26 protein-coding genes are annotated in these 26573 nt (G+C 45.1%); 10 read left to right on the forward strand and 16 right to left on the reverse strand.

Annotation, left to right across the window (positions count from 1 at the left end; all coding sequences use genetic code 11):
* Positions 1–2: 2 nt before the first annotated feature.
* The 3 genes from AC6R10_RS14285 to AC6R10_RS14295 all read right to left on the reverse strand — a co-directional run bounded on the left by AC6R10_RS14285 (position 3) and on the right by AC6R10_RS14295 (position 3082).
* Positions 3–1391, reverse strand: a complete 1389-nt coding sequence (locus AC6R10_RS14285) for an SLC13 family permease (RefSeq protein ID WP_500672643.1) — start codon at positions 1389–1391, stop codon at positions 3–5.
* 149 nt (positions 1392–1540) lie between these two features.
* Complete coding sequence (locus AC6R10_RS14290) at positions 1541–2389, reverse strand: alpha/beta fold hydrolase (protein ID WP_500672644.1); 849 nt, start codon at positions 2387–2389, stop codon at positions 1541–1543.
* Positions 2390–2485: 96 nt separating this feature from the next.
* Entirely contained in the window at positions 2486–3082 is a 597-nt protein-coding gene (locus AC6R10_RS14295; protein WP_500630943.1) for a TetR/AcrR family transcriptional regulator, read from the reverse strand.
* 224 nt (positions 3083–3306) lie between these two features.
* On the opposite strand from AC6R10_RS14295, the gene AC6R10_RS14300 reads away from it, so the two are divergent.
* A complete protein-coding gene (locus AC6R10_RS14300; RefSeq protein WP_500672645.1) occupies positions 3307–4683 on the forward strand; it encodes an HD-GYP domain-containing protein in 1377 nt (458 codons plus the stop codon).
* A 253-nt stretch (positions 4684–4936) separates the two neighbouring features.
* On the opposite strand, the gene AC6R10_RS14305 is transcribed toward AC6R10_RS14300, so the two are convergent.
* Complete coding sequence (locus AC6R10_RS14305) at positions 4937–5734, reverse strand: AraC family ligand binding domain-containing protein (RefSeq protein WP_500672646.1); 798 nt, start codon at positions 5732–5734, stop codon at positions 4937–4939.
* Between the two features lie 125 nt (positions 5735–5859).
* On the opposite strand from AC6R10_RS14305, the gene AC6R10_RS14310 reads away from it, so the two are divergent.
* Entirely contained in the window at positions 5860–7257 is a 1398-nt protein-coding gene (locus tag AC6R10_RS14310; RefSeq protein WP_500672647.1) for an SLC13 family permease, read from the forward strand.
* Positions 7258–7338: 81 nt separating this feature from the next.
* Here the strand turns inward: AC6R10_RS14310 and AC6R10_RS14315 are convergent, their stop codons facing one another.
* From AC6R10_RS14315 to AC6R10_RS14340, 6 genes are all read right to left on the reverse strand, one after another.
* Positions 7339–7545 carry a rhodanese-like domain-containing protein gene (locus AC6R10_RS14315; RefSeq protein WP_500672648.1) on the reverse strand — a complete coding sequence of 69 codons (207 nt, stop codon included), beginning with the start codon at positions 7543–7545 and terminating at the stop codon, positions 7339–7341.
* A 175-nt stretch (positions 7546–7720) separates the two neighbouring features.
* Positions 7721–9037: an NAD(P)/FAD-dependent oxidoreductase gene (locus AC6R10_RS14320; protein ID WP_500672649.1), complete on the reverse strand. Its 1317-nt coding sequence runs from the start codon at positions 9035–9037 to the stop codon at positions 7721–7723.
* An 83-nt stretch (positions 9038–9120) separates the two neighbouring features.
* Positions 9121–10848: a SulP family inorganic anion transporter gene (locus AC6R10_RS14325; RefSeq protein WP_500672650.1), complete on the reverse strand. Its 1728-nt coding sequence runs from the start codon at positions 10846–10848 to the stop codon at positions 9121–9123.
* Positions 10849–10883: 35 nt separating this feature from the next.
* Positions 10884–11294 (reverse strand): protein tyrosine phosphatase family protein, encoded by a 411-nt coding sequence (locus AC6R10_RS14330; RefSeq protein ID WP_500630949.1) that lies wholly within the window; start codon positions 11292–11294, stop codon positions 10884–10886.
* Positions 11295–11309: 15 nt separating this feature from the next.
* Positions 11310–12173, reverse strand: a complete 864-nt coding sequence (locus AC6R10_RS14335) for an MBL fold metallo-hydrolase (protein WP_500672651.1) — start codon at positions 12171–12173, stop codon at positions 11310–11312.
* A 107-nt stretch (positions 12174–12280) separates the two neighbouring features.
* Positions 12281–12931: a peroxiredoxin gene (locus tag AC6R10_RS14340; RefSeq protein WP_500630951.1), complete on the reverse strand. Its 651-nt coding sequence runs from the start codon at positions 12929–12931 to the stop codon at positions 12281–12283.
* 206 nt (positions 12932–13137) lie between these two features.
* Here AC6R10_RS14340 and AC6R10_RS14345 point away from each other — a divergent pair, with 206 nt between their 5' ends.
* On the forward strand, positions 13138–13944 hold the full coding sequence (locus AC6R10_RS14345) for an AraC family transcriptional regulator (RefSeq protein ID WP_500672652.1): 807 nt from the start codon (positions 13138–13140) through the stop codon (positions 13942–13944).
* 47 nt (positions 13945–13991) lie between these two features.
* Here AC6R10_RS14345 and AC6R10_RS14350 read toward each other — a convergent pair whose 3' ends face one another.
* On the reverse strand, positions 13992–14333 hold the full coding sequence (locus AC6R10_RS14350) for a carboxymuconolactone decarboxylase family protein (protein ID WP_500672653.1): 342 nt from the start codon (positions 14331–14333) through the stop codon (positions 13992–13994).
* Between the two features lie 31 nt (positions 14334–14364).
* The gene (locus AC6R10_RS14355; protein WP_500672654.1) at positions 14365–15345 is read right to left on the reverse strand and encodes an SLAC1 anion channel family protein; all 981 of its coding nucleotides are present in this window, start codon (positions 15343–15345) and stop codon (positions 14365–14367) included.
* 247 nt (positions 15346–15592) lie between these two features.
* Here AC6R10_RS14355 and AC6R10_RS14360 point away from each other — a divergent pair, with 247 nt between their 5' ends.
* The 6 genes from AC6R10_RS14360 to nqrM all read left to right on the forward strand — a co-directional run bounded on the left by AC6R10_RS14360 (position 15593) and on the right by nqrM (position 20215).
* Complete coding sequence (locus AC6R10_RS14360) at positions 15593–16066, forward strand: Dps family protein (RefSeq protein ID WP_500672655.1); 474 nt, start codon at positions 15593–15595, stop codon at positions 16064–16066.
* Between the two features lie 131 nt (positions 16067–16197).
* Positions 16198–17784, forward strand: a complete 1587-nt coding sequence (locus tag AC6R10_RS14365) for a cytochrome ubiquinol oxidase subunit I (RefSeq protein WP_500672656.1) — start codon at positions 16198–16200, stop codon at positions 17782–17784.
* A 15-nt stretch (positions 17785–17799) separates the two neighbouring features.
* Positions 17800–18936 (forward strand): cytochrome d ubiquinol oxidase subunit II, encoded by a 1137-nt coding sequence (gene cydB / locus AC6R10_RS14370; protein WP_500630957.1) that lies wholly within the window; start codon positions 17800–17802, stop codon positions 18934–18936.
* Between the two features lie 12 nt (positions 18937–18948).
* On the forward strand, positions 18949–19056 hold the full coding sequence (cydX, locus tag AC6R10_RS14375) for a cytochrome bd-I oxidase subunit CydX (protein WP_203514106.1): 108 nt from the start codon (positions 18949–18951) through the stop codon (positions 19054–19056).
* A gap of 410 nt (positions 19057–19466) precedes the next feature.
* Positions 19467–19985, forward strand: coding sequence for a NifB/NifX family molybdenum-iron cluster-binding protein (locus tag AC6R10_RS14380; RefSeq protein WP_500672657.1), 519 nt, complete (start codon positions 19467–19469; stop codon positions 19983–19985).
* Positions 19985–20215, forward strand: a complete 231-nt coding sequence (gene nqrM / locus AC6R10_RS14385; protein ID WP_500632503.1) for a (Na+)-NQR maturation NqrM — start codon at positions 19985–19987, stop codon at positions 20213–20215. Before AC6R10_RS14380 ends, nqrM begins: the two co-directional genes overlap by 1 nt.
* Here nqrM and AC6R10_RS14390 read toward each other — a convergent pair.
* Positions 20202–20480: a DUF134 domain-containing protein gene (locus tag AC6R10_RS14390; RefSeq protein ID WP_372068609.1), complete on the reverse strand. Its 279-nt coding sequence runs from the start codon at positions 20478–20480 to the stop codon at positions 20202–20204. The two genes, nqrM and AC6R10_RS14390, sit on opposite strands and share 14 nt — an antisense overlap.
* A gap of 49 nt (positions 20481–20529) precedes the next feature.
* On the opposite strand from AC6R10_RS14390, the gene AC6R10_RS14395 reads away from it, so the two are divergent.
* Positions 20530–20925: a PaaI family thioesterase gene (locus AC6R10_RS14395; protein WP_500657088.1), complete on the forward strand. Its 396-nt coding sequence runs from the start codon at positions 20530–20532 to the stop codon at positions 20923–20925.
* A 383-nt stretch (positions 20926–21308) separates the two neighbouring features.
* On the opposite strand, the gene AC6R10_RS14400 is transcribed toward AC6R10_RS14395, so the two are convergent.
* The 3 genes from AC6R10_RS14400 to AC6R10_RS14410 all read right to left on the reverse strand — a co-directional run bounded on the left by AC6R10_RS14400 (position 21309) and on the right by AC6R10_RS14410 (position 26207).
* Complete coding sequence (locus AC6R10_RS14400; protein ID WP_500672658.1) at positions 21309–24413, reverse strand: efflux RND transporter permease subunit; 3105 nt, start codon at positions 24411–24413, stop codon at positions 21309–21311.
* Positions 24410–25732, reverse strand: a complete 1323-nt coding sequence (locus AC6R10_RS14405) for an efflux RND transporter periplasmic adaptor subunit (RefSeq protein ID WP_500672659.1) — start codon at positions 25730–25732, stop codon at positions 24410–24412. The genes AC6R10_RS14400 and AC6R10_RS14405 overlap by 4 nt, the downstream gene beginning before the upstream one ends.
* Before the next feature lie 124 nt (positions 25733–25856).
* On the reverse strand, positions 25857–26207 hold the full coding sequence (locus tag AC6R10_RS14410; protein WP_500672660.1) for an EF-hand domain-containing protein: 351 nt from the start codon (positions 26205–26207) through the stop codon (positions 25857–25859).
* Positions 26208–26573 lie beyond the last annotated feature (366 nt).

The raw sequence follows: 26573 nt of genomic DNA on the forward strand, positions 1-26573 counted from the left end.
CGTTATGCCCAAAACGTGAGGGCAATGCCCGTCAGCACTAAGATACAAGCAAGATTAAGCACAATACCGACTTTCATCATCTCACTTTGTTCCACGTGACCTGAACCAAACACGATGGCATTGGGCGGCGTGGCGACCGGCAACATAAAGGCGCAAGAGGCAGCAACCGCAATCAGCACAGACAGAATTACTGGCGATAAGCCAAACGCTTCGGCGACGGTGGCAAAAACCGGAATCAACAAGGCTGCGCTCGCCGTGTTGCTGGCAAACTCGGTAAGAAACACCACAAAAATCGCAATCACCGCCACAATGAACACTATGCCAAGGTGAGCAATCGCCTCGCTGAGGACATTGGCCAAAAAGACGCTGGTACCCGTCGTTTTGAGTACATTACTCAGGCAGATCCCGCCGCCAAACAGCAGTAACACGCCCCAATCTGCGGTTTTTTCGATGTCCTTCCAGTGCACGACGCGCGCAAAGTTCACCGCGACAATTGCACCGAGTGCCACCAACGTATCGAACTTAGCAAAACCGCCCAGCATGGCATTAATCGGCTTACTGAAAATCCACAGGCAAACCGTGGCAGCAAAAATACCTAACGTGACGATTTTACCTTTGTCCCACTGTACTGGCTGATAGTTAAGCTCAAATTTCCCTTGCAAGTTGGGTTTGAGCATCAGATACAGCACAGCCATCGCAACAGGCAAAAGCACCAACGTCGTCGGCACACCAAAGCGCATCCAATCGGTAAAAGTTAGCCCCACTTCCGCTGCGGCGATGGCGTTCGGTGGGCTACCGACGATGGTGGCAATACCGCCAATACTGGCGCTGTAGGCAATACCCAAAAGCACAAACACATAGGTTGGGTGCTCTTTGTCTGCATCGACTTTACTCAGTACGCCGAGCACCAATGGCAGCATCATCGCCGTTGTTGCGGTGTTGCTGATCCACATCGACAACCCAGCGGTCACCCCAAACAGCATAAACACCGCCACGCTCATTTTGCCTTTCGCCAAGATCAAAACTTTATCGGCAATCACCTTATCCAAGCCTTGCCTGTGCATCGCCGCCGCAAGGGCGAAACCGCCAAGGAACAGGAAGATAATGGAATTAGCAAAGTTGTTGAGCGCGGTTTGGGTGTCAAACACATCAAAGAACACCGCCATCACAGGGACAAGAATGGCCGTCACCGTCACGTGCAACGCCTCGGTGAGCCATAAAATGGCGATAAACAACAGCATGCTGATACCCAGTACAACGGGGGGATCAAACGGGAGGGTAAAATAGAGCAGCAAAAACAGCGCTATATCCGCTAAGACGATGGCGCTGTTGCGGTTAAATAACCACTCTCGGGTATTGGTGGGCAAAGGGACACTATCATTTTTATGCATTATTATATTTCCTTCTAAGGGCCGAACTGGCCCCTAGATGATCCCACAATGTTGCAAGCGGAAATAATTTCCTTTGCGAATTTGTTAACCCCATCAATATCATGGACATTAATGGCTTAACTATCAGTAATAGGCGGACAAACGCTTCACTAAGCCGTTAATTTATCGAAACTTTCCATCACTTGTGGGCACTTCATCACGCGACCATGCCCCTGACCCTGTGTCGCCACCAAGCTGACGTTAGCCATCTCACTGGCCGCTTTTTCTGACACGGAGAAGTGGGTGAATTTATCTTGCTGATCATGAACGATGATGGTCGGCGCTTGACGCAACTTGAGTTTGTTGTAGGGATCGATGGATTGGATCGGATAGCGATACTGCTCTTCCACTTTCGACACCACCGCATCAAACAAACGCATCGAATAACCGGAGCGAGCAATGCTGCCGAACAGATTGTCGAGGTAGTCCAGCACCGGCGCAATCAGCAACATCGGCTTATCCACCAGTTTTTGGTGATGGCACTCAATCGCAGACGCAGTTCCCATACTGTGCCCAACCAGACCCGCCACATCATCAACACTGTCGAGCACCGCTTCTAAGCCTTGGACAAAGGCAGGAATATGGCCATAGACACCTTCGCTTTGACCATGAGCCGGGTGATCATACGCCAGAGCGGTGTAACCTCGCTTAGCAATATGCGCCATCAAAGGGTAGAACTGGCTTGCGCTGCCCGACCAACCGTGGGTCAACACCCACACCGGCCCCGACCCCAAACGATAGGTTTTCAACACCCCCTCACCACTTTGCACTTCGCCTTCAATCAACCCTTGCGGCGCGGCGTTTTTCGGTTTGGTGCGCACCGGCGTCAGCAATAGTTTGCGCGCCGTTTTTTCCGCATGCTTAGGCGCTAAGGTGTGATGAAGCCTTGTGCCCCAGTTCACCATGCTTTTCTTTAAGCTGAATTTCGTTGATGTGTTGAAATAGATCTTATCACTCATGGTCGTATCCTTATCTGTTCGTAAAAACGAACGACCGTACTATTTTAAGTTAAAAAAACCGCGTCAATCGATGACGCGTGTTGTTTATTCTGTGGGTTAAGCGCTCACTCTCCAGCGCTGCAATAGCGCCTCTACCCCAGACCAGAACAGCGCATAACTCGCCTGCTCACCGTGGATGGAGTAAAACAGATGGGCACTTAAATAAAGCCCGTACAACTCGAACGTGGCTTGTTTCGGATCGAGCTGGCGGTCGAACTCACCACTCTCGATCCCTTTCGCTACCTGAATGCGCAAATACTCAATCCAAGTGGCGATGGTTTTCTTCAATACTTGCTGCGTCGGCGTAGGTTGTGGGCACGCCTCTTTCCACGCATCAAGGAACATACAACTGCCTTGAAACGAGTGGTTCCACCCCAACCAATTGTCGAGCAGGCTGCGCAGTTTGCGCTCGATGTTGTCATCACCTTGCGCCCTCGCTGGCGCGATCACTCGCTCGGTAAACACGAGGTTGGCGTACTCCAGAACCGCAATTTGCAAGTTGTCTTTCGAGTTAAAATGAGCAAACAACCCACTCTTAGACATACCACACTGCTTCGCCAACTCTCCGATCGTCAGGCTCTCCAACCCATTTTCACTGGCCAGTTCAAATGCCTTGCTCAGAATATTCTCGCGGGTGATTTTGCCTTTACTCATCGGTGACTCACTGTGTGGACTGAACGCCTTTTTAGCACGTTCGTACTTTTTTTCCAAGTGTGGAGTATTAGCGAAGCATCGAAAACGAGGAGGAACGCTCTATCCTGGATCGTTCGCCAAGCTTTTATTGTTTGTCATTAGGCGATAACGAACGATTGCACTACAATTTCTGTTTACATGTGAATAAGTAGAGCATGATGTTGTTACAGGGTTCAAACCTCAATATGCCTTTGGCGGAACTGATTTCTTCACTCACCGTCGCACTCGATATGACAGAGGGCCAGCCCCCTGAACACAGCATGCGTTGCTGCTGGATAGGCATGCATATTGGTGAGCGAATGAACCTTTCCTCATCAGAGCTGCATGACCTGTATTTTACGTTATTACTCAAGGATGCGGGTTGTAGCAGTAATGCCGCGCGTATTTGCGAACTTTACGCCACCGATGATCTTACGTTTAAACAACGTTATAAAACGGTCGGCACCAGCCTGACGAGCGCGATTAACTTCGTACTTAAAAATGCAGGCTCGGGAGAGCATTGGCGCAAGCGTATTTCGACCACCATTGACATCTTAAAAAATGGTACTGATTACGCACAAGAGCTGATCCAAACACGTTGCACAAAAGGCGCAGAAGTCGCGCGTGAACTCTTGTTCAGTGAAAACGTGGCGCAAGGTATCAAACATTTGGATGAACACTGGGACGGGTCAGGCCGTCCTGAAGGGCTGCAGCATGATCACATCCCACTCTTTTCAAGAATTGCACTTCTCGCTCAAGTAATGGATGTGTTCCAACGTGAACATAATTTGAGCATTGCCTTTTCTGAACTGGAACGTCGCTCCGGAAACTGGCTGGACCCTAGCTTAGTAACCATCGCTAAGCAGTTGGAAGAGAACGCGGATTTTATTGAGGCACTCAACGCCCCATCCATCGTCTCTTTTGTCCTCTCCATGTCACCCGCACTAGCGATGATTCCCTTAGACGATGATTATTTCGACCGAATCGTGACCGCGTTTGGCAAGATCATCGACGCCAAGAGTCCTTTTACCTCCGGACACAGCGCCAGAGTGGCTGTTTTTAGTACCCTCATTGCCGAAGAGCTCAATATTGACCAAGAGGATCGACTATGGCTGAAACGCGCCGCTCTCTTGCATGATCTCGGAAAACTTGGGGTCAGCAACACCATCTTGGATAAACCAGGAAAACTGGATCACGACGAATGGGCACAAGTGCAAAACCACGCGGTGCTGACGAGAGAGATCCTTGAAAAGATATCGCCGCTCAGACACTTTGCCAAAATGGCGGCGGCCCATCACGAGAAGTTAGATGGAACAGGCTATCCCGACAAGTTGGTTGCTGAAGAAATATCGATGATGACACGGATTATTACCACGGCTGATATTTTTGACGCCATTACCGCTGAACGCCCTTATCGAGGCGCCATTCCGATTCCAAAAACATTAGAAATCATGGAAGAAAACGTCGGCACAGCCATCGATCCATTGTGCTTTAATGCGCTCAAAGCCGCATTAAAAAAACTCCCAGAGAAATACATAAAAGACATCGGGATGAGTGAACTCCCCTCTTCGCCAACGCTTTAGATTGATGGGAAAAGAGTATCTTCATCCCTTCGCTCACTGTGGCTGTGCCGTCTGTGTGCTTCACTGTGTGCTTCAGTTTGATAGCTTGGTTTTGGACAAAACCTTGCTAGAGTTTTTGTTTAAATTAGCAAATCACAAATTACTACAGATAATGGAAAAATAATTGTATAGATTTTATATTGCAGTTGACGAATAAACGAGGTCCTATTCCTATAGTCGTTGAAAATCAACTCAGGATTTCGTAATAAAATAATTACCTCTGAGCATATTCCTGCGGTGTACAACCAAACAATTTTTTAAAAGAAGAGAGAAAGCTGCTCACACTGCTATAACCCAACTCATGCGCAACTAAGGTTGTGTTATACCCCTGAGAAATCTTGTCCAGTGAACTCATCAAACGAAAGCGGCTACGCCATTGACGGAATGTGAGTCCCGTTTCTGCCTTAAACAACCTTTCGATAGTACGAACACTTGCCCCTACTTGATTTGCCAGCTGTTCAAGTAACAGAGATTGGTCAGGCTGATTAACAATAAGACTGATCAACCGTTGCAGGCGAGGGTCATGTCCTGATGGAATATAGAGCTCCAATGCTTCCAATGATTCAAGTTCATCAAGGGCGACCAAGCCCAAATTATGTGCTCGTTCTTTTGCGAGGGAACCTGCGCTTTCAGTAAGCTTGAGTATCACTTCTCGCAGTAACGAGCTCATTTTTAACATGACGACTTTATCAGAGTTCTGACGTACACAAAACGAAGGATCAACGTATAAATTCCGAGTCTGAGTGGCAGTTTCATTACTCACCTGATGGTAATGACCGCCAGGAATCCACACAGCATGCGTAGATGGAACGACCCAGACAGCTTTTTCACTGGTTACACGCAAAATTCCCTTAGAGCCCCAAAGAAGCTGCCCTCTGGGATGAGCATGCGGTTCGATAGCAGACTCAGCAACCATACTGCGACTATGGGCAAGCACGGGTTGAGTTGGGTCTAAGACAAAGGCAACGTCGCTGGGCGATAACATTGTCGTGTTAGGAATATGTTTTGACATCCTGTCTCGTTAAAACGAATAAAAAAAAAAGGTATTTTAGGAATAACTAAAGAATATATCTAGAGCCTGTTGATCTTTTAAGTCAACGGAACCTAATAGTTATAAAAGTTCAGGAGAAAACACATATGGTCAGCCGGCTCAATGTAAAGTCAGTCGCTGTAATTATCGCTTTGATATTTGCACTTGTGATTAGTATCTTTCCACTTCCAGGTCAGTCCGAGATGTTTTCTCGGAGTGCCGCAGTTGTCTTAGTAACACTCGTTTTTTGGAGCTCAGGATTCGTTCCGCCCTTTCTGGCTAGTTTGATTTTCTTTGCTTTAGTCACGATATTGGGCCTAATTTCACCATCGATAGTATTCGCGGGTTTTGGTTCTACCGCTGTATGGCTCATCATTTCAGGGTTTATCATTGGTGCAGCAATTTCCAAATCCGGGTTGGGCCAAAAACTTGCGACAATGATTTCACCTTACTTAACAGTTAGTTACCCGCAACTTATCGCCGGTTTGGTATTTAGTGCCATGCTACTGGGGTTTATCATGCCCTCTTCCGTAGGCAGAGCAGTGGTGTTAATTCCCATTGGTATGGCATTAGCTGACACCATTGGACTGAAAAAAGGCAGTAACGGCCGAATTGGCATTGCTACTGCCCTTGCAATTTCGTGCAATATGCCAAGTTTTGCAGTGTTACCTGCCAATATTCCCAACATGATTTTAGCTGGCTCCAGTGAAAACCTCTTTAATGTTACCTTTGGCTACACTGAATACTTGCTACTTCATTTTCCCATATTGGGTATCGTTAAATCTTTGGTCGTCATTTGGTTAGTACTGCGTATTTTCCCTGACGAAATTTCGGCCCCATCAGCCGCTGAAGACACCAGTAGCGAAAGTTTTGTTTCTGACCAAAAGATGCAGAAAAAAGTGGGTATTTTGCTCGCTATCACGTTGCTATTCTGGATAACAGATACCATTCACGGCATTAATCCGGCCTGGGTAGGTTTAGTGACCGCAATTATACTTCTATTACCTAAATGGGGAATTGTAGAACCCAAAGCGTTTAATAGCTCAGTTGATTTTGCCACAGTGATTTTTGTCGCAGGTGCTTTAGGGCTGGGAGCTCTTGTTAATGAATCCGGAATTGGCTCAGCATTAGGGCAGTTATTTGGACATATACTTCCAGCAGACCAAAACAGCTCATTCCTGAGTTTCATGGCACTGTCTATCATTTCAACTCTCACAGGATTAATCGCAACAATCCCTGGTGTTCCAACAGTATTAACACCGATGGCCGGAGATTTCGCTCAAATAACCGGGTTCTCTCTACCCGCTGTTATAATGACTCAGGTAATTGGTTTTTCGACCGTAATTTTCCCATATCAAGTAGGACCACTAGTCGTTGCAATGCACTTATCAAAAGAGCCTCTGTCTAAGCTATTAAAAATTACTCTTCCGTTAACGGCCATTACGGTTGTTGTGCTGATGCCTTTCGATTTCCTATGGTGGCAACTACTAGGCTGGATTGGTTAATAACCTGCCACTAATACTTTATACAATCAATATGCTAAATAATAAGAGCCTGACCACATTGAATTGGTCAGGCTCTTATTACTAAATCACTTGTGATTGCGTTTTCAGCTTACTACTACTTTGAGCTATTTTTCCCCGAGTATATGGCCAAGCCATTACGCCGCCTTCCATTACTTTTACATTTTTCCAGCCATAAGAACTACGTACCAATTGAGCTTCATAACCTCTTAACGAGGTTTTGCAATAGCAGATAATCTCCGTTTCTTTATCTTGTGGCAATTCGTCCAAGCGCTACCTTAGCACAAGGAATTAACGTTTCACCAATACCAAGCCGCATCTGCTCATATTCATCCTGGCCACGCACATCAAGAATGAATGGTTTTTCATTATGCTTACACAAACTCATTAACCACAATACTGCCGGTTGCACCGTGGGAAAGCCCCACCTATCATTTGAAAATGACTAAATCGGTGTATATCCTTTAAGCATCACATCATAAACTGGTCTCAGAAGCGTTTCTTCAAAACGCCAGGCGATCGCACTTTCATCCAATGGATCAACAATCTCAAAAGGTAAGGCGGTTACTGGCTGCAAAGCATAGTTAAATTCCCACAACATTGCATGGCCGACATCCAAAATCATTGGGCAAGAAGTATAACCATCCCAATTAGCGGTTAACGACTGCCCCTTTATTAAACTGCATAAATTTTCCGCCACAACAGGAAGCTGGGATTTAACTGATGCCGCTGTTTTACCAATTGGTGTACCAACACAATCGCCAATGCCAAAAACATTAGGATAACGGTTATGCTGCATAGTAAAATTATCAACATCCAAATATCCTAGGAAATTTTTATTGTCTGCTAACGCAGAATCACGAATAACCTTAGGCGGTGTCATCGGCGGTACGATATGAATAAAATCCCAGTTAATGCGTTGGCTTGAGCCATCTGGCTGAGTAAAGATTGCCGATTTATTACTGCTATCAATAGAGGTAAGTACTTGCTCATAATTTGGTGTTATGTTCCGCTTTTGCCAAACCTCTTTCAACTTGTCATTGAACGCCTTAACAGAAAAAAGTATGTTTTCTGACGTATAGTAGTTGAAATTAAATTCGTCTCTTCGCCCACTTTGAGCAGCAAAATATTCAACTAAGTTTGTGGCTTTCATTGGTGCACCGGCGCACTTCATCGCACCAACTGGACGGGTGAACACTGCCTGACCATTTCCTGGGTTTTCAACAAACTGTTGCGCCTGCTTATAGCTCGCTAGACCAGCTTCTGGACTGTGATAGATACTCGCTATTCCACCTTTTCCTATTAATCCAGTATCCATTCCTTCAATAAGATCATAGCGTAGCTCAATACCAGTTGAAACGATTAGATAGTCATAGCCAACTTTTTCACCGCTTTCAGTTATCACTATGTTCATATCTGGTTGAAACTCAACCACTGTACCGCGTTTCCAGTTTATCTGGCGATCTACATAACGGTTTAAGGGCGCAACGACATCACTTTTACTATCATAAGATCCAGCAAGAAGTAATGTTTGTCCTGGCTGATACCAATGGAAGTCGCGTGGCTCAATAACCGTAATCTGCGCGCCATTGAGCTTGCGTAGCAGCATGTTTGCAATGCCAATTCCTCCGGCTCCACCACCAACAATAACAATTTTAGCTTTGCTATCGATTTTACTTGCTTCATTATACCCGACACCAACAGCGCCTAAAGCGCCCAAAGTGAGCCCGGACTTTAATAATGTTCTACGTGTTATAGGCATAAATAGGTCCTTTAGAAATGCACAAATTAAACAAAGAAACAATCGCTTATCTCAGTCCTACACCTTCATTGAGTAGCAATAAATCAACGATTGCAAATCGAACTATCCAAATCAGCCATCGCTTCATAATGGCTGATATATACCTTGCCTTTTAAGTGTTCAAAAAAATCTGACTTTAGAATGTCATCCATGACTGGGCCTTTAACTTCTGATAGGTGCAGTTGAATCTCCGATTCTTTCAAACGGTCGTGAATCAAGGTGAGGCTTTCCAGCGCACTGGCATCGACCATGTTTACCCCGGATAACATCAATACCAGGTGTTGGGTTTGTGGGTACTGTTCCAGATATTCTGGTATCTGATCTTCCAGATAACGAGCATTGGCGAAATATAAGCTTTCGTCAATTCGCAGGCTGAGTACCGTTTTACTTTGGATTACATTAAAGCGCAGGATATTGCGGAAATGTTGAGTCCCCTCAATTAAGCCGACCACTGCAATATGTGGGCGGCTGGTACGCCAGAGAAATAGCGCCAGAGATGTCGCCAGTCCAGCCAGTACGCCAATCTCAACATTAAACGCCAGTACACCGATAATGGTAAGAAACATGGCGATGGCGTCACTTTTGGCACTTTTCCAGGTATGGATAATAGCTTTCACATCAATCAGTGCCGATACCGCAACGATAATGGTTGCCGCTAGCACCGCATGTGGCAAGTAGGTAAACAGAGGGGTGAAATAGAGCACGGTAATACCGATGCCGATGGCAGTAAATGTGCCCGCTAATGGTGTTTCGGCGCCAGCATCATAATTGACTACTGAGCGCGACAGACCACCGGTAACCGGAAATCCACCGTTAATAGCCGAGGCAATGTTGGCACCACTTAAGGCAATCAGTTCCTGATTAGGCTCAATTCTCTGGCGGCGTTTCGCCGCTAATGTTTGCCCAACGGAAGCTGACTCGACGAAACCGATAATACTCAGCAGAATCGCTGCCGGAAGCAAGTCAGCGATTAGTGTAAGATCGAGTGATGGAAGTGAAAAGCTGGGCAAACCGCTTGGGATCTGACCGACTACGCTGACGCCTTTTTTGTCCAAATCAAACAGGGCTACCAGTACAATACTCAGTATCATCACCATCACTGGAGCCAGTTTAGTTACATGACTTGCCAGTTCTGACGAAAGCCCTAGCTTAATTAAACTGGCTTTGAGGTTCTTACGTGCGTAGATCAGGGCAATCAAACAGGAGGTACCAATCAGCAAGGTATAAAAATTGGTTTGAGGTAACGCAAGAATCAAATTAGTCAGGCGTTCAATTACATTTTCTCCGTGCAGCGGCACGCCAAGAATATGTTTAAACTGTCCGATAGAGATAAGGATACCGGAGGCGGTCATAAAGCCGGAAAGCACTGGATGGCTTAAAAACGTCGTCAGAAATCCCAGTCTTAGTACCGACATCAGAAATAGCACGATACCGGAAAGAAATGCCAGGGTTGCTGCAGCAGTGATATAATCTTGACTACCCACTTCAAACAGAGGAGCAACGGCTTCTGCGGTCATTAGTGAGATGACTGCGACCGGACCAACAGCTAGTGTTTTACTACTACCAAACAGAGTATAAGCGATCAGCGGCAGAATACTGGCGTACAGACCAACAACGGGCGGCAGGCCAGCGACCATCGCGTATGCAAGACTTTGTGGAATTAACATCAAAGTCACGATAATAGCCGCTAAGCCATCTTTAGTAGCATCATGACGCGAATAGTCAGGCAACCAAGACGATATCGGCAACCATTTCAACCAGGAATTTTTCATGCCTTGGTTATCCTAAGCAATGTATGTGAATTCGTTCAATCGGGTTGCTTAACCCAACTCAGGTCAAAACCCACTTCGGCGGCTTGGGCAATACGGTGATCAAATGAGCCTAATTCGTCGCTGCTCATCGACCAAAGTGCACTGCAACGTGTACCTGTACGACAGAAAGCAAAAATAGGCTTAGGGGCCTGTGCAAAGAACTGACCAAACTGTTTCCCCTGCTCTTGAGTAATATTTCCGGAGATCACTGGTAAGTGGAAATAGGCTAAGCCCTGTTCTTTAGCCAGTCGTTCAATTTCTCTATTCAGAGGCTGACCATTTTCTTCCCCGTCAGGGCGGTTATTGACGATAGACTTAAATCCCATCACAGCAAGACGTGCTACATCGCTGGGCAGAATTTGTGATGAAACGGTAATTGAATCGGTTAGATAGATTGGTACCAGCATAACAGAAACTCCGCTTCAGACTTTATTCAATGGTATTTTCAGATAGCGCACACCGTTATTTTCTTCCGGTGGTAATTCTCCGGCTCGCATATTGACTTGAACCGAAGGCAAAATCAGGGTCGGCATATTCAGCGTGGCATCACGTCCTTCACGCATTTCAACAAATTGCTGCTCAGAAATACCCTGTTTGACGTGAATATTGTGTAAACGCTCATCACCGATCGTCGTTTCAAACAGATACTCTTCGCGGTGTGGTGCTTTGTAGTCATGACACATAAAGACGCGTGTATCATCAGGCAGAGCGAATAATTTCTGAATTGATTGATAGAGGGTCGCTGCATCTCCGCCGGGGAAATCGCAACGGGCAGTGCCGTAATCGGGCATAAATAAGGTGTCGCCAACAAATACACAGTTTCCAATCACATAAGCCATGCAAGCAGGTGTGTGGCCAGGAGTATGAATTGCCTGAGCTTTAATACCGCCAAGGGTAAAACTTTCATGATCAGCAAACAGGTGATCAAACTGACTACCGTCCATTGCAAAATCACTACCGGCATTAAACAGTTTGCCAAACGTATCCTGTACCACCGTGATTTTGTCACCAATTCCCAGTTTTCCGCCGAGTTTCTGTTTGATATAGGGAGCCGCGCTTAGATGATCGGCGTGGACATGGGTTTCAAGAATCCACTCAACCTGTAAGTCACTTTCCACCACAAACTCAATCAGTTTGTCGGCCATTTCGTATGAAGTTCTGCCTGATGCTGGATCATAGTCGAGCACTGAGTCAATCACAGCACATTGTTGACGGTTAAAATCAACGACGACATAGCTGTATGTGAAGGTTTTTGAATCAAAAAATTCGTAAACGTTGGGAGTCATGTTTCCTCCGTTGCTGTAAATATTGAGTTTCTCGGCATTGGAATGATGGGCACCGGAAGGTACCCGTTAAAATGTCATCTCAATATAGAGTGGGTGGAGCTTGCCGATTACAGCGTTTTTTTGCTGAAGTACCAGTCAACATAATTGTAACCTTGATCTTTACGCACTTCGGCTTCTTGAGTAGTTGCTGGTGGTGGAACAATCACTTCATCACCGGGAGTCCAGCTCTCCGGAGTTGCACAAACATTAGAATCTGTAGTTTGCAATGCTTTAACCAAACGAAGAATTTCGGCAACTGAACGGCCGTTGCTCATGGGGTAGTACAACATTGCACGTAAAACGCCTTCAGGATCGATAACGAAAGTGGCACGTACAGCAGAAGTATCACTTGCTCCTGGCTGAACCATGCCGTAAGCGCTAGCAACTTTCATATTCAGGTCGGCGATAATCGGGAAGTTAATTTCTACTCCAAAGTTATCTTTAATACTACGAGCCCACGCGATGTGCGCGTGAACACCATCAATAGACAGCCCCATCAATTCACAATTTAGTGTTTTAAAGTCATCACTGGCCTTCGCAAAAGCCATAAATTCGGTTGTACATACTGGTGTAAAGTCGGCAGGATGAGAAAATAGCACGAGCCATTTTCCTTTGTAGTCTTCCAACTTTAACGTCCCGTGTGTTGTCTTGGCATTGAATGCCGGTGCTGGTTTGTTTAACTGTGGCATTGCTACCATTTGTTTTTCATGTTCGCACATAGGTCACCTTTCATCATCTTACAATCGATTAGTTATCATCAGTTCAGTAATAACTGGCTAGTTAAAAAGCTATGGTTTAATCTGATCGATCTCTAATAATCACTTTAGGAACAAAGTGGACGTATTCGGCTCACTGTATACTGTTTAATAATCGACCAACCATACGCACAGTATACAACCCTCAATGACATAAAACTCACCAAAAAATGACAAGAAACTATCTCAACACGACAAGCCTTCAGCCAAGCGCCAAAGCATATATCCTTGATAGTGCAAAGCCCGTACTTATAGAAAAAAGGCAACTAGAAGCGGGTACTGGCGTTCCTGAACACCAGCATCCTAGAGGACAGTTTATATGGGCTAAATCAGGTACCTTCAGTATCCTTAGTAGTAACAAGGTATGGATAGTACCAACATCATGTGGGATATGGATTCCTAGTAACGTCTTTCATGAGCTATCCAGTGACACAAACACAGTGTTGTTGAGTTTATATGTTGATCCTTTTTATGACGTTCTTCCAGGAAATGAGCAAGCCGTCGTAATGAAACTCAGTAGTTTATTGAAAGATGTTATGGAAAGGCTTGTAAGTGATACGACTAATCAAAACTACAGTCGCTTATTGGGTCTTGTTGTGTTGGAAGAGTTATCTTCTTTAGAGCAAACAACTTATTGGATGCCATCTGGGGCAGACCCTCGTTTGAAAAAATTACTAAGTTTACTAATTAACGAATTTTCTTCTAACCATCAGTTGTTCTCCCTTGCACCTAAGGTTGGCGCAAGCCCGCGTACGATAGAGAGACTATTTGTTAAAGAAACAGGACTAACGTTTAGAACATGGAAAAGTCGGTATAAGTTGATTCTGGCGCGAGATCTTATAGAGCAAGGGATGACAAGCAAAGCCGTAGCACATCAAATCGGATATAAGAGTGTTCCGAGCTTCACTAGAGAGTTCAGCAAATTTTTTGGTGTTCCTCCTCAGCAATGTATCGAGTCCAAGCCCAATGATGGTTAACATGGTGTATCCGGCCTACTTGTACTAAGTAGAGCGGATACAATTAATTAGTGGCTAAATTCGTCCACAGCAGCTAGCGCTTGTGTTCCATAAATAACAGCAGGGCCACCACCCATCAAGATCGCAACATTTATGGTCTCAACCAGTTCTTCTCTGGAAGCTCCCGCTCTAACCGCTGATTCAACGTGGGAACCGATACAGCCATCACAACGGACATTGATGGCAATCGCAACTGCGATAAGCTCTTTATACTTGGTTCCCATAGCGCCCGGAGCAAAAGCTGCTTTGTGAAGGCTTAAAAAAGCGTTGAGAGTATCAGGGCTCTCTTTTCGAAAAGCGGAGCCTAGTTTGCGTTGTTGCTGATTAATTTCTGTATAATTTTTGCTCATAACTTTACCTTAATTGTATATTCAAATTTATTTACTCTGGTTTGCAGATTTCACCGTACTTTATGGCTTTGAGTGTATTAAATGAAAGCCAAAAAATTAGAAGGGTTAGACATCCTAATAGCACTATTCCAATATAGAAGCATTCAGGTAAGTGAACTAGCTCGGCATATCTAAATAAAGCAACATTAAAAGCTGCTACCGGAAATGAAAAAGCCCAAGATGAAAGATAAAAACCACCTTTTCTAAATTCATTGATATTTAGCACCAGTAAAATAGCGGTAAATAGTGCCACAGAAGCAAGTATTCTGGACAAGTCAGTCAGCTCTGGCACTAGTGAGCTATAGGACACAAAACCAATAGATGGTGGTGCTAACAAGATAAACAGCATAGGTTTAAAACGTTTTGGCAGAGCTTCATGAAAAATCAAACGGTTGATAATGATGGTTAATAGTACCATCCAAAAAACAATACCAACGCCGAAAAAGAACCAGCTTACCTCCATATATCCCAACTTAGTTCCAGTGATTGGAGCAATAATGTTACCAACAACCGGAATAAACCAACTAGGATTAGCGTGCTCTAGTCGATAGTGATCGTGGTGTATCCAGCTATGCATAACCAATAAAGTTAACGCTAACTGGACGGCCGCTCCTATACCCCATAAAAAATAGGAAAGCGATTCAAACTTATGCCAAACGACGGAAAGGAGTAATAGGCTGATTGAGAAAGCTGAAAAGAAATTAATCTTGACCGGGTGTTTTGTTTCTGCGATCACTGCATTTGGATAGCGAAAGAGTTTTAGTAGATAAAGGCTGCTCACCAGCAGCATAACGATACTTGCCAAAGCACTGGTGAATGTTGTCACCACAGGAAAAGACATCCCCAGAGCTTTTTGCCATGCGATTGAAAACCCACTCAAACCCATAACGATGGAATACATTGAAATAGGGAAATGTATTAATCGACTTTCTACCTTTGCAGAGGATGAGTGGTTTATGGATACGTTATTCATATCAAGCCTTTTCAGAAACTGACTTTAACTATTAGTTGCATCTTAATATAACCGCATATTAGTGACGCTTTTGACAAAAAATACGACAATTTATATTCCTAATACGACAGCCGGTATTTTAAAAAAAATTAATATTGTAAAGTAGTTGTTAGCCCAGTTTCAGCATAGGTAGATTCCCAAACTATATATCTTCGATAGAGATGCTGATACTTTCTCGCTGAGTTTTATTATTAATCAAGGAGTTACTATGGATACTATCAATATAGGAATTAATGAACTTGACCGTATTACTATTGCTGATGGCCTAAAACGATTGTTGGCAGACTCATACACCCTTTATTTACAAACTCACAATTTTCACTGGAATGTGACCGGTCGCCAGTTCCGCGAGCTTCATTTGATGTTCGAAGAACATTACACAGAACTTGCAACAGCTGTAGATGATATCGCTGAACGAATTCGTTCATTGAATATCATCGCTCCTGGTACTTATAAATCCTTAGCCGCACTAAGCTCCATTGAAGAAGTAGAGGAGATCCCGCCAGCAATGGATATGGTGAAAATTCTCACTCAAAGTCACGAACAAGTCATTAGGACTTGCCGTGAAATACTAACGATAGCTCAGGAAGCCAATGATGAATCATCAGCGGCACTGATTTCAGATAGAATGCGCGTGCATGAAAAAACGGCATGGATGTTAAGAGCTATTTCAGCCGAGTAAAGTAAATTAATTCGCGCCTAATCTGACACTTACGACTTTATCTTAGCACTGTCAGATAATTACTGGCTCAGCATTCTCTCGATTTAATACAACAGGTATCTGTGTCGTTTAACCGACAAATAGGAGTAACTATGATTGACATAGTTGATCTATCACGACTGCAATTTGCCTTTACAGCGATGTATCACTTTTTGTTCGTTCCATTGACTTTAGGTTTAGCTTTCTTGCTCGCCATCATGGAGTCTGTCTACGTAATGACAGGCAAAGAAATCTATAAGGACATGACCAAATTTTGGGGCAAGCTGTTCGGTATAAACTTCGCACTAGGTGTAGCAACCGGTTTGACTATGGAATTTCAGTTCGGAACGAACTGGTCGTATTATTCTCATTATGTCGGTGACATATTTGGTGCACCACTAGCCATTGAAGCCCTCGTTGCCTTTTTCTTAGAATCCACTTTCGTAGGCCTTTTCTTTTTTGGCTGGGACCGTCTGTCTAAGCGCCAGCACTTAGTTGTTACCTGGTTGGTTGCCTTGGGCTCAAACTTTTCTGCTCTATGGATCTTAGTTGCCAATGGTTGGATGCAACACCCTGTTGGTTCAGAGTTTAACTTTGAGTCCATGCGTATGGAAATGGTCAGTTTTGCAGAACTTGTTCTTAACCCAGTAGCTCAAGTTAAGTTTGTTCATACCGTAGCAGCGGGCTACACAACAGGCGCAATGTTCGTACTTGGCATTAGCTCATACTACCTCCTCAAAGGACGTGACATCCCTTTTGCACGTCGTTCATTTGCAATCGCATCATCATTTGGTCTAGCGGCGGTACTTTCGGTAATCGTACTTGGTGACGAATCTGGTTATGAACTCGGTGACGTACAAAAGGTTAAGCTGGCAGCAATTGAAGCAGAATGGCATACAGAACCAGCTCCTGCTGCATTTACTGTCATCGCTTTTCCAAATCAGGAAACGATGCACAATGACTTCGCAATCAAGATCCCTTGGGTTCTAGGTATCATAGCGACTCGCTCCCTAGACGGACAAGTAACTGGTATCGCTGATCTCAAGGTGGAGCATGAAGAACGTATACGTAACGGTATGCACGCGTATGAATTGCTTCAAAAACTGCGAGGTGGAGAAACCTCAGAAGAAAACATGATCGAATTCGATCATGTCAAAGACGATCTAGGTTACGGTTTACTTCTCAAGCGCTACACCGATGAAGTGGTCGATGCTACAGATGAGCAGATTGCGTCTGCAGTTGAAGATTCTATCCCAGCCGTGGGGCCATTATTTTGGTCTTTCCGCCTGATGGTCGCTATCGGATTCACGATGCTGTTCGTGTTTGGTGCCGCGTTTATCCAAACGTGCCGACAGAAAATCACTCAGAAGCCTTGGATTCTCAAAGCATCACTTTTGAGCATCCCTTTGCCTTGGCTTGCCGTTGAACTAGGTTGGTTCGTCGCAGAGTATGGGCGTCAACCTTGGGCTGTAGGTGAAATCCTGCCAGTTGACCTCGCGGTATCGGGCTTGACTGCCGGCCAGTTGTGGGGGTCACTACTTGCAATAGCAGCCTTGTATACCCTATTCCTGATCGTGGAAGTTTATCTGATGGTTAAATTTGCACGTAAGGGACCGAGCATCCTCAAGACGGGTCGCTACCACTTTGAAAAGAACGGTGAACTTGCACAAGACGAAGTTAACCGCCAAGTAGAAATGTAACAAGGGAGAATGACAATGTTTGACTACGAAGCTTTTCGATTTATTTGGTGGGTACTAGTCGGTGTGTTGCTAATTGGTTTTACCATTGCAGATGGTTTTGATATGGGTGTGGGTGCCCTAGTACCAATTATCGGTAAAACGGACAACGAACGCCGTGTGATGATCAACTCCATTGCACCTCACTGGGACGGTAATCAGGTATGGCTGATCACGGCGGGTGGTGCTCTGTTCGCAGCATGGCCACTAATATATGCAGTCTCATTCTCTGGGTTTTACTTTGCTATGATAGTGACGCTGGCAGCTCTTTGGTTACGTCCTATAGGGCTGGATTACCGATCTAAAATCGAAAATTCAAAATGGCGTAGTAACTGGGATATAGCTATAAGTATTAGTGGTTTTATCCCACCGATAATTTTTGGTGTAGCATTCGGCAACTTAATTCAAGGAGTACCGTTTACACTGAATGATCTGATGATGGTTACTTACCACGGTTCTTTCTTCGGTCTGCTCAATCCGTTCGCACTGCTTTGTGGTGCAATTAGTTTGGGTATGTTTCTGATGATGGGGACTACCTGGTTGCAAATGAAGACAACCGAAGAAGTTTATTGTCGTGCACGTAAGTATACGACGCAGTCGTCGCTGTCAGTTGCTGTTCTATTTGTTCTAGCAGGTTTTTGGGTTCAATTTATTGACGGTTATGTAATTGTTGGTGAGCTAAACACTCTAGCTGCATCTAACCCGCTGGCTAAAGAAGTAGTACGTGAGTCTGGTGCGTGGATGGGAAATTTTGCGGACTACCCTGCTATGTGTATCGCACCACTTTTGGGGGTACTAATGCCACTGTTGACCATTTTGGCAACCAAAGTTGAGAAGAACGGTTTAGCTTTCCTGTTCTCTAGCCTTACATCTACTGGAATTATACTGACCGCGGGCTTCTCAATGTTCCCGTTCGTTATGCCTTCTGATCTGGAACCAAATCACAGCTTGACAATGTGGGACTCAACGTCAAGTGAACTGACGCTTCAAATAATGACAGGTATAGCTGCTATATTCGTGCCTATTATCCTTATGTACACTTCATGGGCATACTACAAAATGTTTGGCCGTCTCGATAATGAATTTATTGAAAATAACAAGAATTCACTTTACTAGGGAGCAATTCACATGTGGTACTTTGCATGGATTTTAGGTGTGTTACTAGCGAGCTCATTCGGCATTATTAACGCTTTATGGTTAGAAAACTCAGAAATGATGGATGAGGATGGTTCATGAGCTGCCGAACACGATGCACCGTTATCGAAAGGCGTCGCAAAGGGAACGTAGAGATCCCAAAACATCTATCTCAGTAATTTGCTGTTCCTGCCCCTAGTCAAATCAAGTTCTCTGATGTGAGGTGTATTTGGCCCAGTCAGATCAGGATTTTTCTCGCTAGTGCCATCGTTCTATTCGCGAGAAAGCTAACTGGGTAGTATCGCCAGATCGCAAGTTTACAGGAAAGACATTCTCCATCGTGTTTGAATCACGGGGCAAGCCCAAAAGCATAAGCGTCACTGTCAAGGTGTACTGAATAGCCGCTCAAACTAGTAATACGGTGATGGATCTTAATATTTCACAATTGGTTATTGGCATATGCCAATAACCAATTGTATGGTGTCTTTTATACACAGATAAAGGAGAGCACTATGTTGTTTGCCATTCCCTGCCGCGGATCTTCTCTTTCCAATCATTTTGCTAAAGCCCCTCAAATTATGCTGTGGGACAACCAAGCAAATACCAAACGAATCCTTGAACTGCCTAAGTCATCATCGTGTTGTGGCCATAAGCACTTTTGGCGCGAGGTATTGCAAGATAATCAGGTTCATGCTGTTGTCGTTCGTTCAATTGGTTCTAATATGCTGAGTACACTGTTTAAGCTCAATGTTCGTGTTCTGAGTGCACCGCGTGGGTTCTCTCTGGAGAGCTTTGATGAAAGCCAGCTGACTCCTGTTACTCAAATTGAATTTGCTCGGCCGTCAGCGAATAAAAATAGAGCGAGGTGTTCAAGCCGGAGTACAATACGCGCTACTGCAATTGGTATGCGAGAAACATACAGTGAAGGAAAAGTTACAGGCCCTAGAATAATCACTAGTAAGCTTTCACCACAAACGATGAATCACTTGGTGAAAACGTTCAACTTACTCGATAAACAAGAGAAAAAATAATGATTTACCTAATCAGCTTTGCGACTTTTTTGGCCTTTGTGGTTTTCATGGCGATAGGCGTAATGCTAAAACGTCAGACTATACAAGGCAGTTGTGGTGGGCTGGCTAGTATTGAAATAGAAAGAGAGTGCAACTGCGTCGAAACGTGCGATGAACATGCGCGTACACTTCACCAAATACAGGAACCTCAAGCATCAGGCGATAAGGTTCTGGCTATCACTCTCGACTAAACATGAGTGCCTGACCATGAACTAAGCTCTGAGCTACTTTGGCACGAGCATGCTTTACGATATTGCCAAATGTTTGCCTAGAGACTCCCATACTAGCCGCAGCTTCTGCTTGACTGAGATCTTCGAGATCGGCCAATCGCAGAGCTTCGAGTTCCTCGGCTAACAACTCAACTTTATTGAGTTGAGCAAGAGGCACGCCATTAGGTTTAAAACACTCGTATGGCGCGCCTTGGCAAATGTTGCGCTCTTTTTTTGGTCTTGCCAATTTGTTTACACCTCTAGTCTTATCGTCTTTTCTAACCGAGTAGTATTTTATGTCTATTTATATACCCAAAAATCACCAACAATGTGCGGTTTGCAGCCAGCCTTTTTTCAACGATCATAGTGCCATCCACTTTGAGTTAACGGCTGACGGAGGTGTTTTGGGGCAAATTGTACCAACTAAAAAAGTGCAAGGCTATCAAGGTGTGATGCAGGGCGGTGTGATTGCTACATTGCACGATGCAGCAATGACGCATTGTCTATTTGCTCGTGATGTCTGCGCTATGACAGCTCGACTTGATGTTCGCTATCTCAAGCCAATCCCTCTCAATTCAGTAATTCAGGTTCAGGCTCATTGCTTCATGGAAAAGAGAGGTATGTATTTAATGCAGAGTCGCATTTTAATCGGTGAGGACTGTTACTCATCTGCTGAAGCTAAATTTATGTAATACCCGAGACATACTTGAGATGTCGATAATCGCTTTGTGATACGACTGACATCGTAGTAAACCTCCCTGTAACCATTCAAATGCCATTCTGTGGAGAGTGATTTCGCTTAGATAATATATACCAACTACTAGTTCCAGAATTATTAGCTAATCTAAATTGCTTTGGAGCACTTCTGAGCTGGGAAGTGGCTCTAGTACTAGCGATCTGCCGGTAAGTTTAAATTATGCCATAAATATTGGCCGAGATGCAGCAAAAGTCAGATTAACGGTAAGCAAAAAAAACAGCAGTCAGTGATAGGGTTTAATCGCCAAATAAATTCTACGCAAACTACCATTTTCATGCCGGGCTAAATGACATGGTTCAGCATGCACTCCCAAGGGCCTCAAAGGGAAGATTGAGCACCTTCTGCCCATTTTGTCAGCTTTAAATCGTCCAAAATAAGCAGCACGCAAGGCACAACAATTGACGCTAGTAACGTAGCCGAGACTAAGCCAAACGCAATACTGGCAATTAACGGGATCAGAAATTGCGCTTGCGTACTGGTTTCGGTTAACAGTGGAAGCAATCCTGCAAATGTGGTCAACGAGGTGATAAATATCGCTCTAAATCGGTCACGTACCGCCTCTCGACAAGCGTCTATCAAGCGCTCGCCTTGGGCGATATTCTTCTTAATAAAATTGACCAACAGAATGTTATCGTTAACGACGATACCCGCTAAGGTAGCAAAGCCAACCAAGCTTGGAATAGTCAAATCGAACCCCATGCCCAAGTGCCCCCATACCACACCAATCCAGCCCATAGGGATTGCCAGCAGCACAGCAATCGGTTGAGTGTAGCTTTGTAACAGGAACACTAAAATAAGATAAATCCCCACCACGCCAAGAGCAAAGAAGGTCGCCAGCGAGGAGCCCGTATCTGAGCTTTCTTTATCCTGACCTTGCGAGGTGAAGGTGATGTCTGGGAATTTGTGTTGAGTTTGCGAGACAAATTCGCTATTGAACTGCAGCATGATTTCACGCGCATTGGCAACCCGCGTATCGATATTGCCTTGCACAACCACAGTGTTCATCCCATTAATGCGGTGAATTCGCGAGAAGGCTTGTTTTCTGTCAAACGTCGCAACACTTGATAATGGAACTAAGGTTCCATTGCCTGCCGTCACCATCAAGTTATTCAACTCATACAGGCTAGCTTGGTGCGTAAACTCATCCAGTCTCACACTAATATCCACCAGCTCGCCTTGTTGGAAAACCGTCAGATCAGTACTGCCTTTTACCGCGCTGCGCAGCGTTTGAGCAATGTTGGAAGCATTAACTCCCATCACGCCAGCTTCATCTTTAAGGTTAACGTGAAATTCGGTTCTGCCCTCACGCAGATCGGTGGAGAGGTTATAGATACCGTCAAATCCCTTCAACCATTTCACCAGTGAGCGGCTGACTTGATTGAGCTCTTGTAACGACTCACCCTGAACCCGAATATCAATGCCATTGCCAGCAATGCCCCGTTCTTTATCGGTAAACTTGAGTGAAACCACATCCGCCGTAGGGCCTACTTTTTGTTTCCAATCTTGGATCAGATCTTTAATGCTCTGCTGCCTAAATTGCGCTGGCAATAGATCGGCACTGACGGTTGCCATATGCGGCCCCGACTCATTAGCATCAGCATTTGAGTTGAACATGATCGTGGTGCTCGCGACCAAAGGTTTTGAGCTTGGGTATTTCTCTGCGTATTCTTGGTTGAGTTCATCAAGCGCGTTTGAAACCTTCTCCACCACCGCCTCTGTCTGGCTCAGTAAACTGCCTTGAGGGAGCAAGATACGCGCCTGCAGCACATCACTTTCCAAGGCAGGCATGGCTTTGAATTTCAGCCAACCTGACGAAATGGAAGCGGTTGAAATCATCACCACCATCACCAATATCCCTACTGAAAGATAAGGTGCATTCATCGCCTTGACACTCACTGGCACAAAGAATCTGTCTCTGATGTTTTCAAAACCGGCAATGAACTTGTCCCGTATAGGATTAGAGCGAGATTCAGTATGGCTATGTGCCAAATGAGACGGCAAGATCAAGAAAGCTTCTATCAGACTAACAAACAAGGTAATCAATAACACGATGGGAATATAGCGTAGTACTTCCCCCATCTTGCCTGTGAGAAACATCAGCGGCCCTATCACCATGATGGTGGTAGCAAACGATGCAATCACACCTGGGAAGACTTGTTTGGTACCTTCAACTGCAGCGTCAAACGCGGGTAGCCCTTGTTGCCTCTTGGCAGCGATGTTTTCTGCAATGATCAACGAGTCGTCCATTAGCAGACCAATCGCAACAATCAGCCCGACCAGCGTCATCATATTCAGGGTATAACCGAGAAGTTGTATCGCAAAAATGGCGCCAAGGAATGAAACCGGCAGCCCCATGGTGACCCAAAAGCTAAAGCGAATATTAAAAAACGCCCACAACATCAAAAATGCCAGTGCTAATCCCTGTGCGCCATTGCTGGTGAGGATTCTCAGACGCTCAATAATATTGGTGCTGGAATCTTGGGTGATGGTTAAAGCGACGCCTTCAGGGGCTCTCGCCTGTTCTTTTTCAACGATGCTGACGATCGCATCTTTGACCGTTAAGGTATCTTGAAATTGCGTTTTGGACACCTGAAGCAAAGCGGCACGCTGACCATTGAACAGGATTTGATTTTCATCGCTAGTGAACTTCTGCTGAATAACGGCAACATCACCGAGGCGAACCTGAGTCCCCGTCTCACTGGATTTAATCACGATATTTTCGAAGTCTCTGACGTTGCTGCCTAAGTGGTCGAAGCGGACGCTGATCTCTTCCAAGTCATTACTAAATACGCCAGCAGGAGTGCTGATACTTTGCTGTTGTACTAGATTGGACAAGTCGGACACACTCAGGCCGTACTGCTGCAACTTCCACTGCGATACGCGAATTTCTATTTCTTGATCCGCAAAACCGCTCACGGTCACCTGAGCGATCAATGGGCTCTCTTTTAACTTGTGCTTAATTTGTTGGGCATAGAGATATAAGTCCCTATCTGACATATTGCCGGTAATCGCGACACTGGCCACCGTTGCCACTCGGTCCAGTTTCGATACCGTGATTTGCTCAACTCGATCCGGAAAATCACTGATGGCGTTAACCTGCTGCTGAATATCGCTGGTTAAAGTGTCAATGTCTTCATCATCGCCGATTTCCACATTGGCGATGACCAAACTCTCTCGGGCATCACAGCTTAACTCTTTAATTCCACTCAGCTTATCGAGAGAATCTTCCAACGGGTAACACACTGCTTCCATCATCTCAAAAGGTGACGCGCCCGGATAAACGATCCGAACCTCAATATTTTTGGTCGGCGTCAACGGAAAAGTGTCTTTCTGCAGTTTGGGCAAGGCAAAAGCCCCTAACAGCAGTACCGCCATCATCAGGACATTGGCGCCAGTGGTGTGCCGAGCAAAAAAAGCGATCATAATTTGCCCTCTTTCTGAATCGCGTTTAGGGCTTTAAATCCGCTCTGCGTATCCAACCAAAGGCCGATTTTCTCATCCGGTTTCGGTTGTAAAGCCATCCCCTCAACGGCAGGTGAAAGTTTACTTAGCACAACCACATCACCGAATTCCACGCCAGATTTGATCACCGCAACCTGCCCTTGGACGAAATCTATCCTGACAGGTTTGCTTTTCAGTTTACCTTCAGAGACAGTGTAAACTTTACCATCATGGATGGCGTTTATCGGTAGCAGGACTTGTTGCTCCATCATTGGTGCTTTAATCGTGACTTTAACGAAAGTCCCACGAATAAGTGGTGGCTTCTCCCCGGGAATGGCTTGCTGATAGGGCTGATTGATTTGTGCAACCAGACTTTGGCTTTGAGTCTGGGCATCGATTTCACCGCCGGAGCGGCTGATCTCGGCAGGCCAAGTAATTACTTTATCGCCTGCTTGGAGCTCGACTGTCGCGCTCAAGTTGCTATGAACATCTTCGTCAAGCGAGTCAAAGCGATTGGAAATTCTTAGCGGACGCATTTTACCAAGCGGAAACTGCGCGCGAACCTCAACGGCATCGATGTCATCCGCTTTGAGCAGCAATTCCCCCTTGTTGACATACTCGGCGAGTCCAACCAAGGTTTCGACAATGCGAATATCAAATGGGGCTTTAATTACGGTTTGTTCGAGATCTCGGTTTGCAAGTGCTAGTTCCGTTTGCAAAACCTTTTGCTGCGCTTGATTAATTGCCAGTTGGTTTTTCTGTGTCTGGAGCTGTTGCTGGCTACTGAGCAAGTCTTTGGTCGCGCGGTCTTTCTCTGTTTTGGAGATATGCCCGGTTTCACTCAATTTGATTGAGCGGGCATATTCTGACTGTTGTACCTCAAACTCTTTCTCTGCAATCTTGAGCGAATCGATAATGGTCTGATTCGTTAGCATTAGCACTTCAAGCTCAGCTTGCAAACGGGCAATAGTAAGTTGATAAGAGGTGGGGTCAATTCTAAGGAGTTCGCTGTCTTTGCGGATAATAGTGCCCGTTTTGTATTGCTCAGAAACCCACACAACCGCGCCGTCAAGTTCAGACTGTGCCTGCCAGTCTTGAACAGACTCGGTATGTCCATATCCGATGGCAGAAGGTTGGATATTTCGCGGCTCGACTTTCAACACCCGAACCACCTTTTTAGCAGCCGTATTACTCGCTTTAGGCGGTTCAGCCTTCATCCCTGGTGCGATCACCAATACCGCGATGCCCAACAAAACAGGAGGAACAAACAGAGCCCTTTGTAACCAGCTATACCTAGTCATAGCGATTCCCTTACTATATATTAGCTTTTCCTTAATCAAAAGGTAGCACACCAACATATGCGGATTTGCTTCCTTGATCTCAAAATAAGTCAGGCCTCACAAATGGAGGCCTGATTGAACTAAGCTACTGATTGTTTTTGCCTTTGCCCATGGTATTTTTGGGGTTCACCATGCCTTGATGAGCATTAAACTCTTGTAGAGAGATAGCGCGATCCGCGTTGCTATCTAACGAAGCAAAACTGTGGCTTTGATTGATATTTTTCAACGTACGTCCCTCTTCTGCTCGCTGGGCAATACGTTCTGAGCGTGCTTGATTGAACTCGGCTTCGGTTATCTTGCCATCACCATCGAGATCAAACTGTGAAAATACTGGGCGTGACATATTGTTATTCATGCCTTTATTCATTCCACCAGCCATTGCTCCGAAGGTAATAACGATACCGAGTAACGCGATTATCGTGCTTTTGATTTTCATGACGTTTTCCTTCTCTTTGTTTCACTACTTAAGAATATACTAATGTAAGTAAGATAACGTCATGTGATGTAAAGGCATGTAAAGATGGCCAAGTAGATATCGATTTATGTTCTTATCGGTTTGTAAGCGCAGCGCAACAGAAATTATGAAACTTATGCCGCTAGTACTCTGGTAAGAGTACAGGCATCTCATGTTGGTTTCATGCGCTCTAAACACGTCTTGGGGCAAAAATGAGTCACGCTACTGCCACACCAACCAAACATTTGAACTCCCCCACAAAAACAACGCATACCCCTCCTCCCTACCCGACTTCTTGATTTCACCCCGCCTTGCCTGCGCGGTGAGCTGATATACCTAGGGGCCGGT

Source organism: Vibrio sp. R12-SG2-ISO1 (assembly GCF_059834045.1).

Excerpts from the sequence above, each read along its gene's own strand:
- AC6R10_RS14285 (WP_500672643.1), bottom strand. The coding sequence starts at position 1,391 with ATGCATAAAAATGATAGTGTCCCTTTGCCCACCAATACCCGAGAGTGG.
- AC6R10_RS14290 (WP_500672644.1), bottom strand. The coding sequence starts at position 2,389 with ATGAGTGATAAGATCTATTTCAACACATCAACGAAATTCAGCTTAAAG.
- AC6R10_RS14295 (WP_500630943.1), bottom strand. The coding sequence starts at position 3,082 with ATGAGTAAAGGCAAAATCACCCGCGAGAATATTCTGAGCAAGGCATTT.
- AC6R10_RS14300 (WP_500672645.1), top strand. The coding sequence starts at position 3,307 with ATGCCTTTGGCGGAACTGATTTCTTCACTCACCGTCGCACTCGATATG.
- AC6R10_RS14305 (WP_500672646.1), bottom strand. The coding sequence starts at position 5,734 with ATGTCAAAACATATTCCTAACACGACAATGTTATCGCCCAGCGACGTT.
- AC6R10_RS14310 (WP_500672647.1), top strand. The coding sequence starts at position 5,860 with ATGGTCAGCCGGCTCAATGTAAAGTCAGTCGCTGTAATTATCGCTTTG.
- AC6R10_RS14320 (WP_500672649.1), bottom strand. The coding sequence starts at position 9,037 with ATGCCTATAACACGTAGAACATTATTAAAGTCCGGGCTCACTTTGGGC.
- AC6R10_RS14325 (WP_500672650.1), bottom strand. The coding sequence starts at position 10,848 with ATGAAAAATTCCTGGTTGAAATGGTTGCCGATATCGTCTTGGTTGCCT.
- AC6R10_RS14330 (WP_500630949.1), bottom strand. The coding sequence starts at position 11,294 with ATGCTGGTACCAATCTATCTAACCGATTCAATTACCGTTTCATCACAA.
- AC6R10_RS14335 (WP_500672651.1), bottom strand. The coding sequence starts at position 12,173 with ATGACTCCCAACGTTTACGAATTTTTTGATTCAAAAACCTTCACATAC.
- AC6R10_RS14340 (WP_500630951.1), bottom strand. The coding sequence starts at position 12,931 with ATGTGCGAACATGAAAAACAAATGGTAGCAATGCCACAGTTAAACAAA.
- AC6R10_RS14345 (WP_500672652.1), top strand. The coding sequence starts at position 13,138 with ATGACAAGAAACTATCTCAACACGACAAGCCTTCAGCCAAGCGCCAAA.
- AC6R10_RS14350 (WP_500672653.1), bottom strand. The coding sequence starts at position 14,333 with ATGAGCAAAAATTATACAGAAATTAATCAGCAACAACGCAAACTAGGC.
- AC6R10_RS14355 (WP_500672654.1), bottom strand. The coding sequence starts at position 15,345 with ATGAATAACGTATCCATAAACCACTCATCCTCTGCAAAGGTAGAAAGT.
- AC6R10_RS14360 (WP_500672655.1), top strand. The coding sequence starts at position 15,593 with ATGGATACTATCAATATAGGAATTAATGAACTTGACCGTATTACTATT.
- AC6R10_RS14365 (WP_500672656.1), top strand. The coding sequence starts at position 16,198 with ATGATTGACATAGTTGATCTATCACGACTGCAATTTGCCTTTACAGCG.
- cydB (WP_500630957.1), top strand. The coding sequence starts at position 17,800 with ATGTTTGACTACGAAGCTTTTCGATTTATTTGGTGGGTACTAGTCGGT.
- cydX (WP_203514106.1), top strand. The coding sequence starts at position 18,949 with ATGTGGTACTTTGCATGGATTTTAGGTGTGTTACTAGCGAGCTCATTC.
- AC6R10_RS14380 (WP_500672657.1), top strand. The coding sequence starts at position 19,467 with ATGTTGTTTGCCATTCCCTGCCGCGGATCTTCTCTTTCCAATCATTTT.
- nqrM (WP_500632503.1), top strand. The coding sequence starts at position 19,985 with ATGATTTACCTAATCAGCTTTGCGACTTTTTTGGCCTTTGTGGTTTTC.
- AC6R10_RS14395 (WP_500657088.1), top strand. The coding sequence starts at position 20,530 with ATGTCTATTTATATACCCAAAAATCACCAACAATGTGCGGTTTGCAGC.
- AC6R10_RS14400 (WP_500672658.1), bottom strand. The coding sequence starts at position 24,413 with ATGATCGCTTTTTTTGCTCGGCACACCACTGGCGCCAATGTCCTGATG.
- AC6R10_RS14405 (WP_500672659.1), bottom strand. The coding sequence starts at position 25,732 with ATGACTAGGTATAGCTGGTTACAAAGGGCTCTGTTTGTTCCTCCTGTT.
- AC6R10_RS14410 (WP_500672660.1), bottom strand. The coding sequence starts at position 26,207 with ATGAAAATCAAAAGCACGATAATCGCGTTACTCGGTATCGTTATTACC.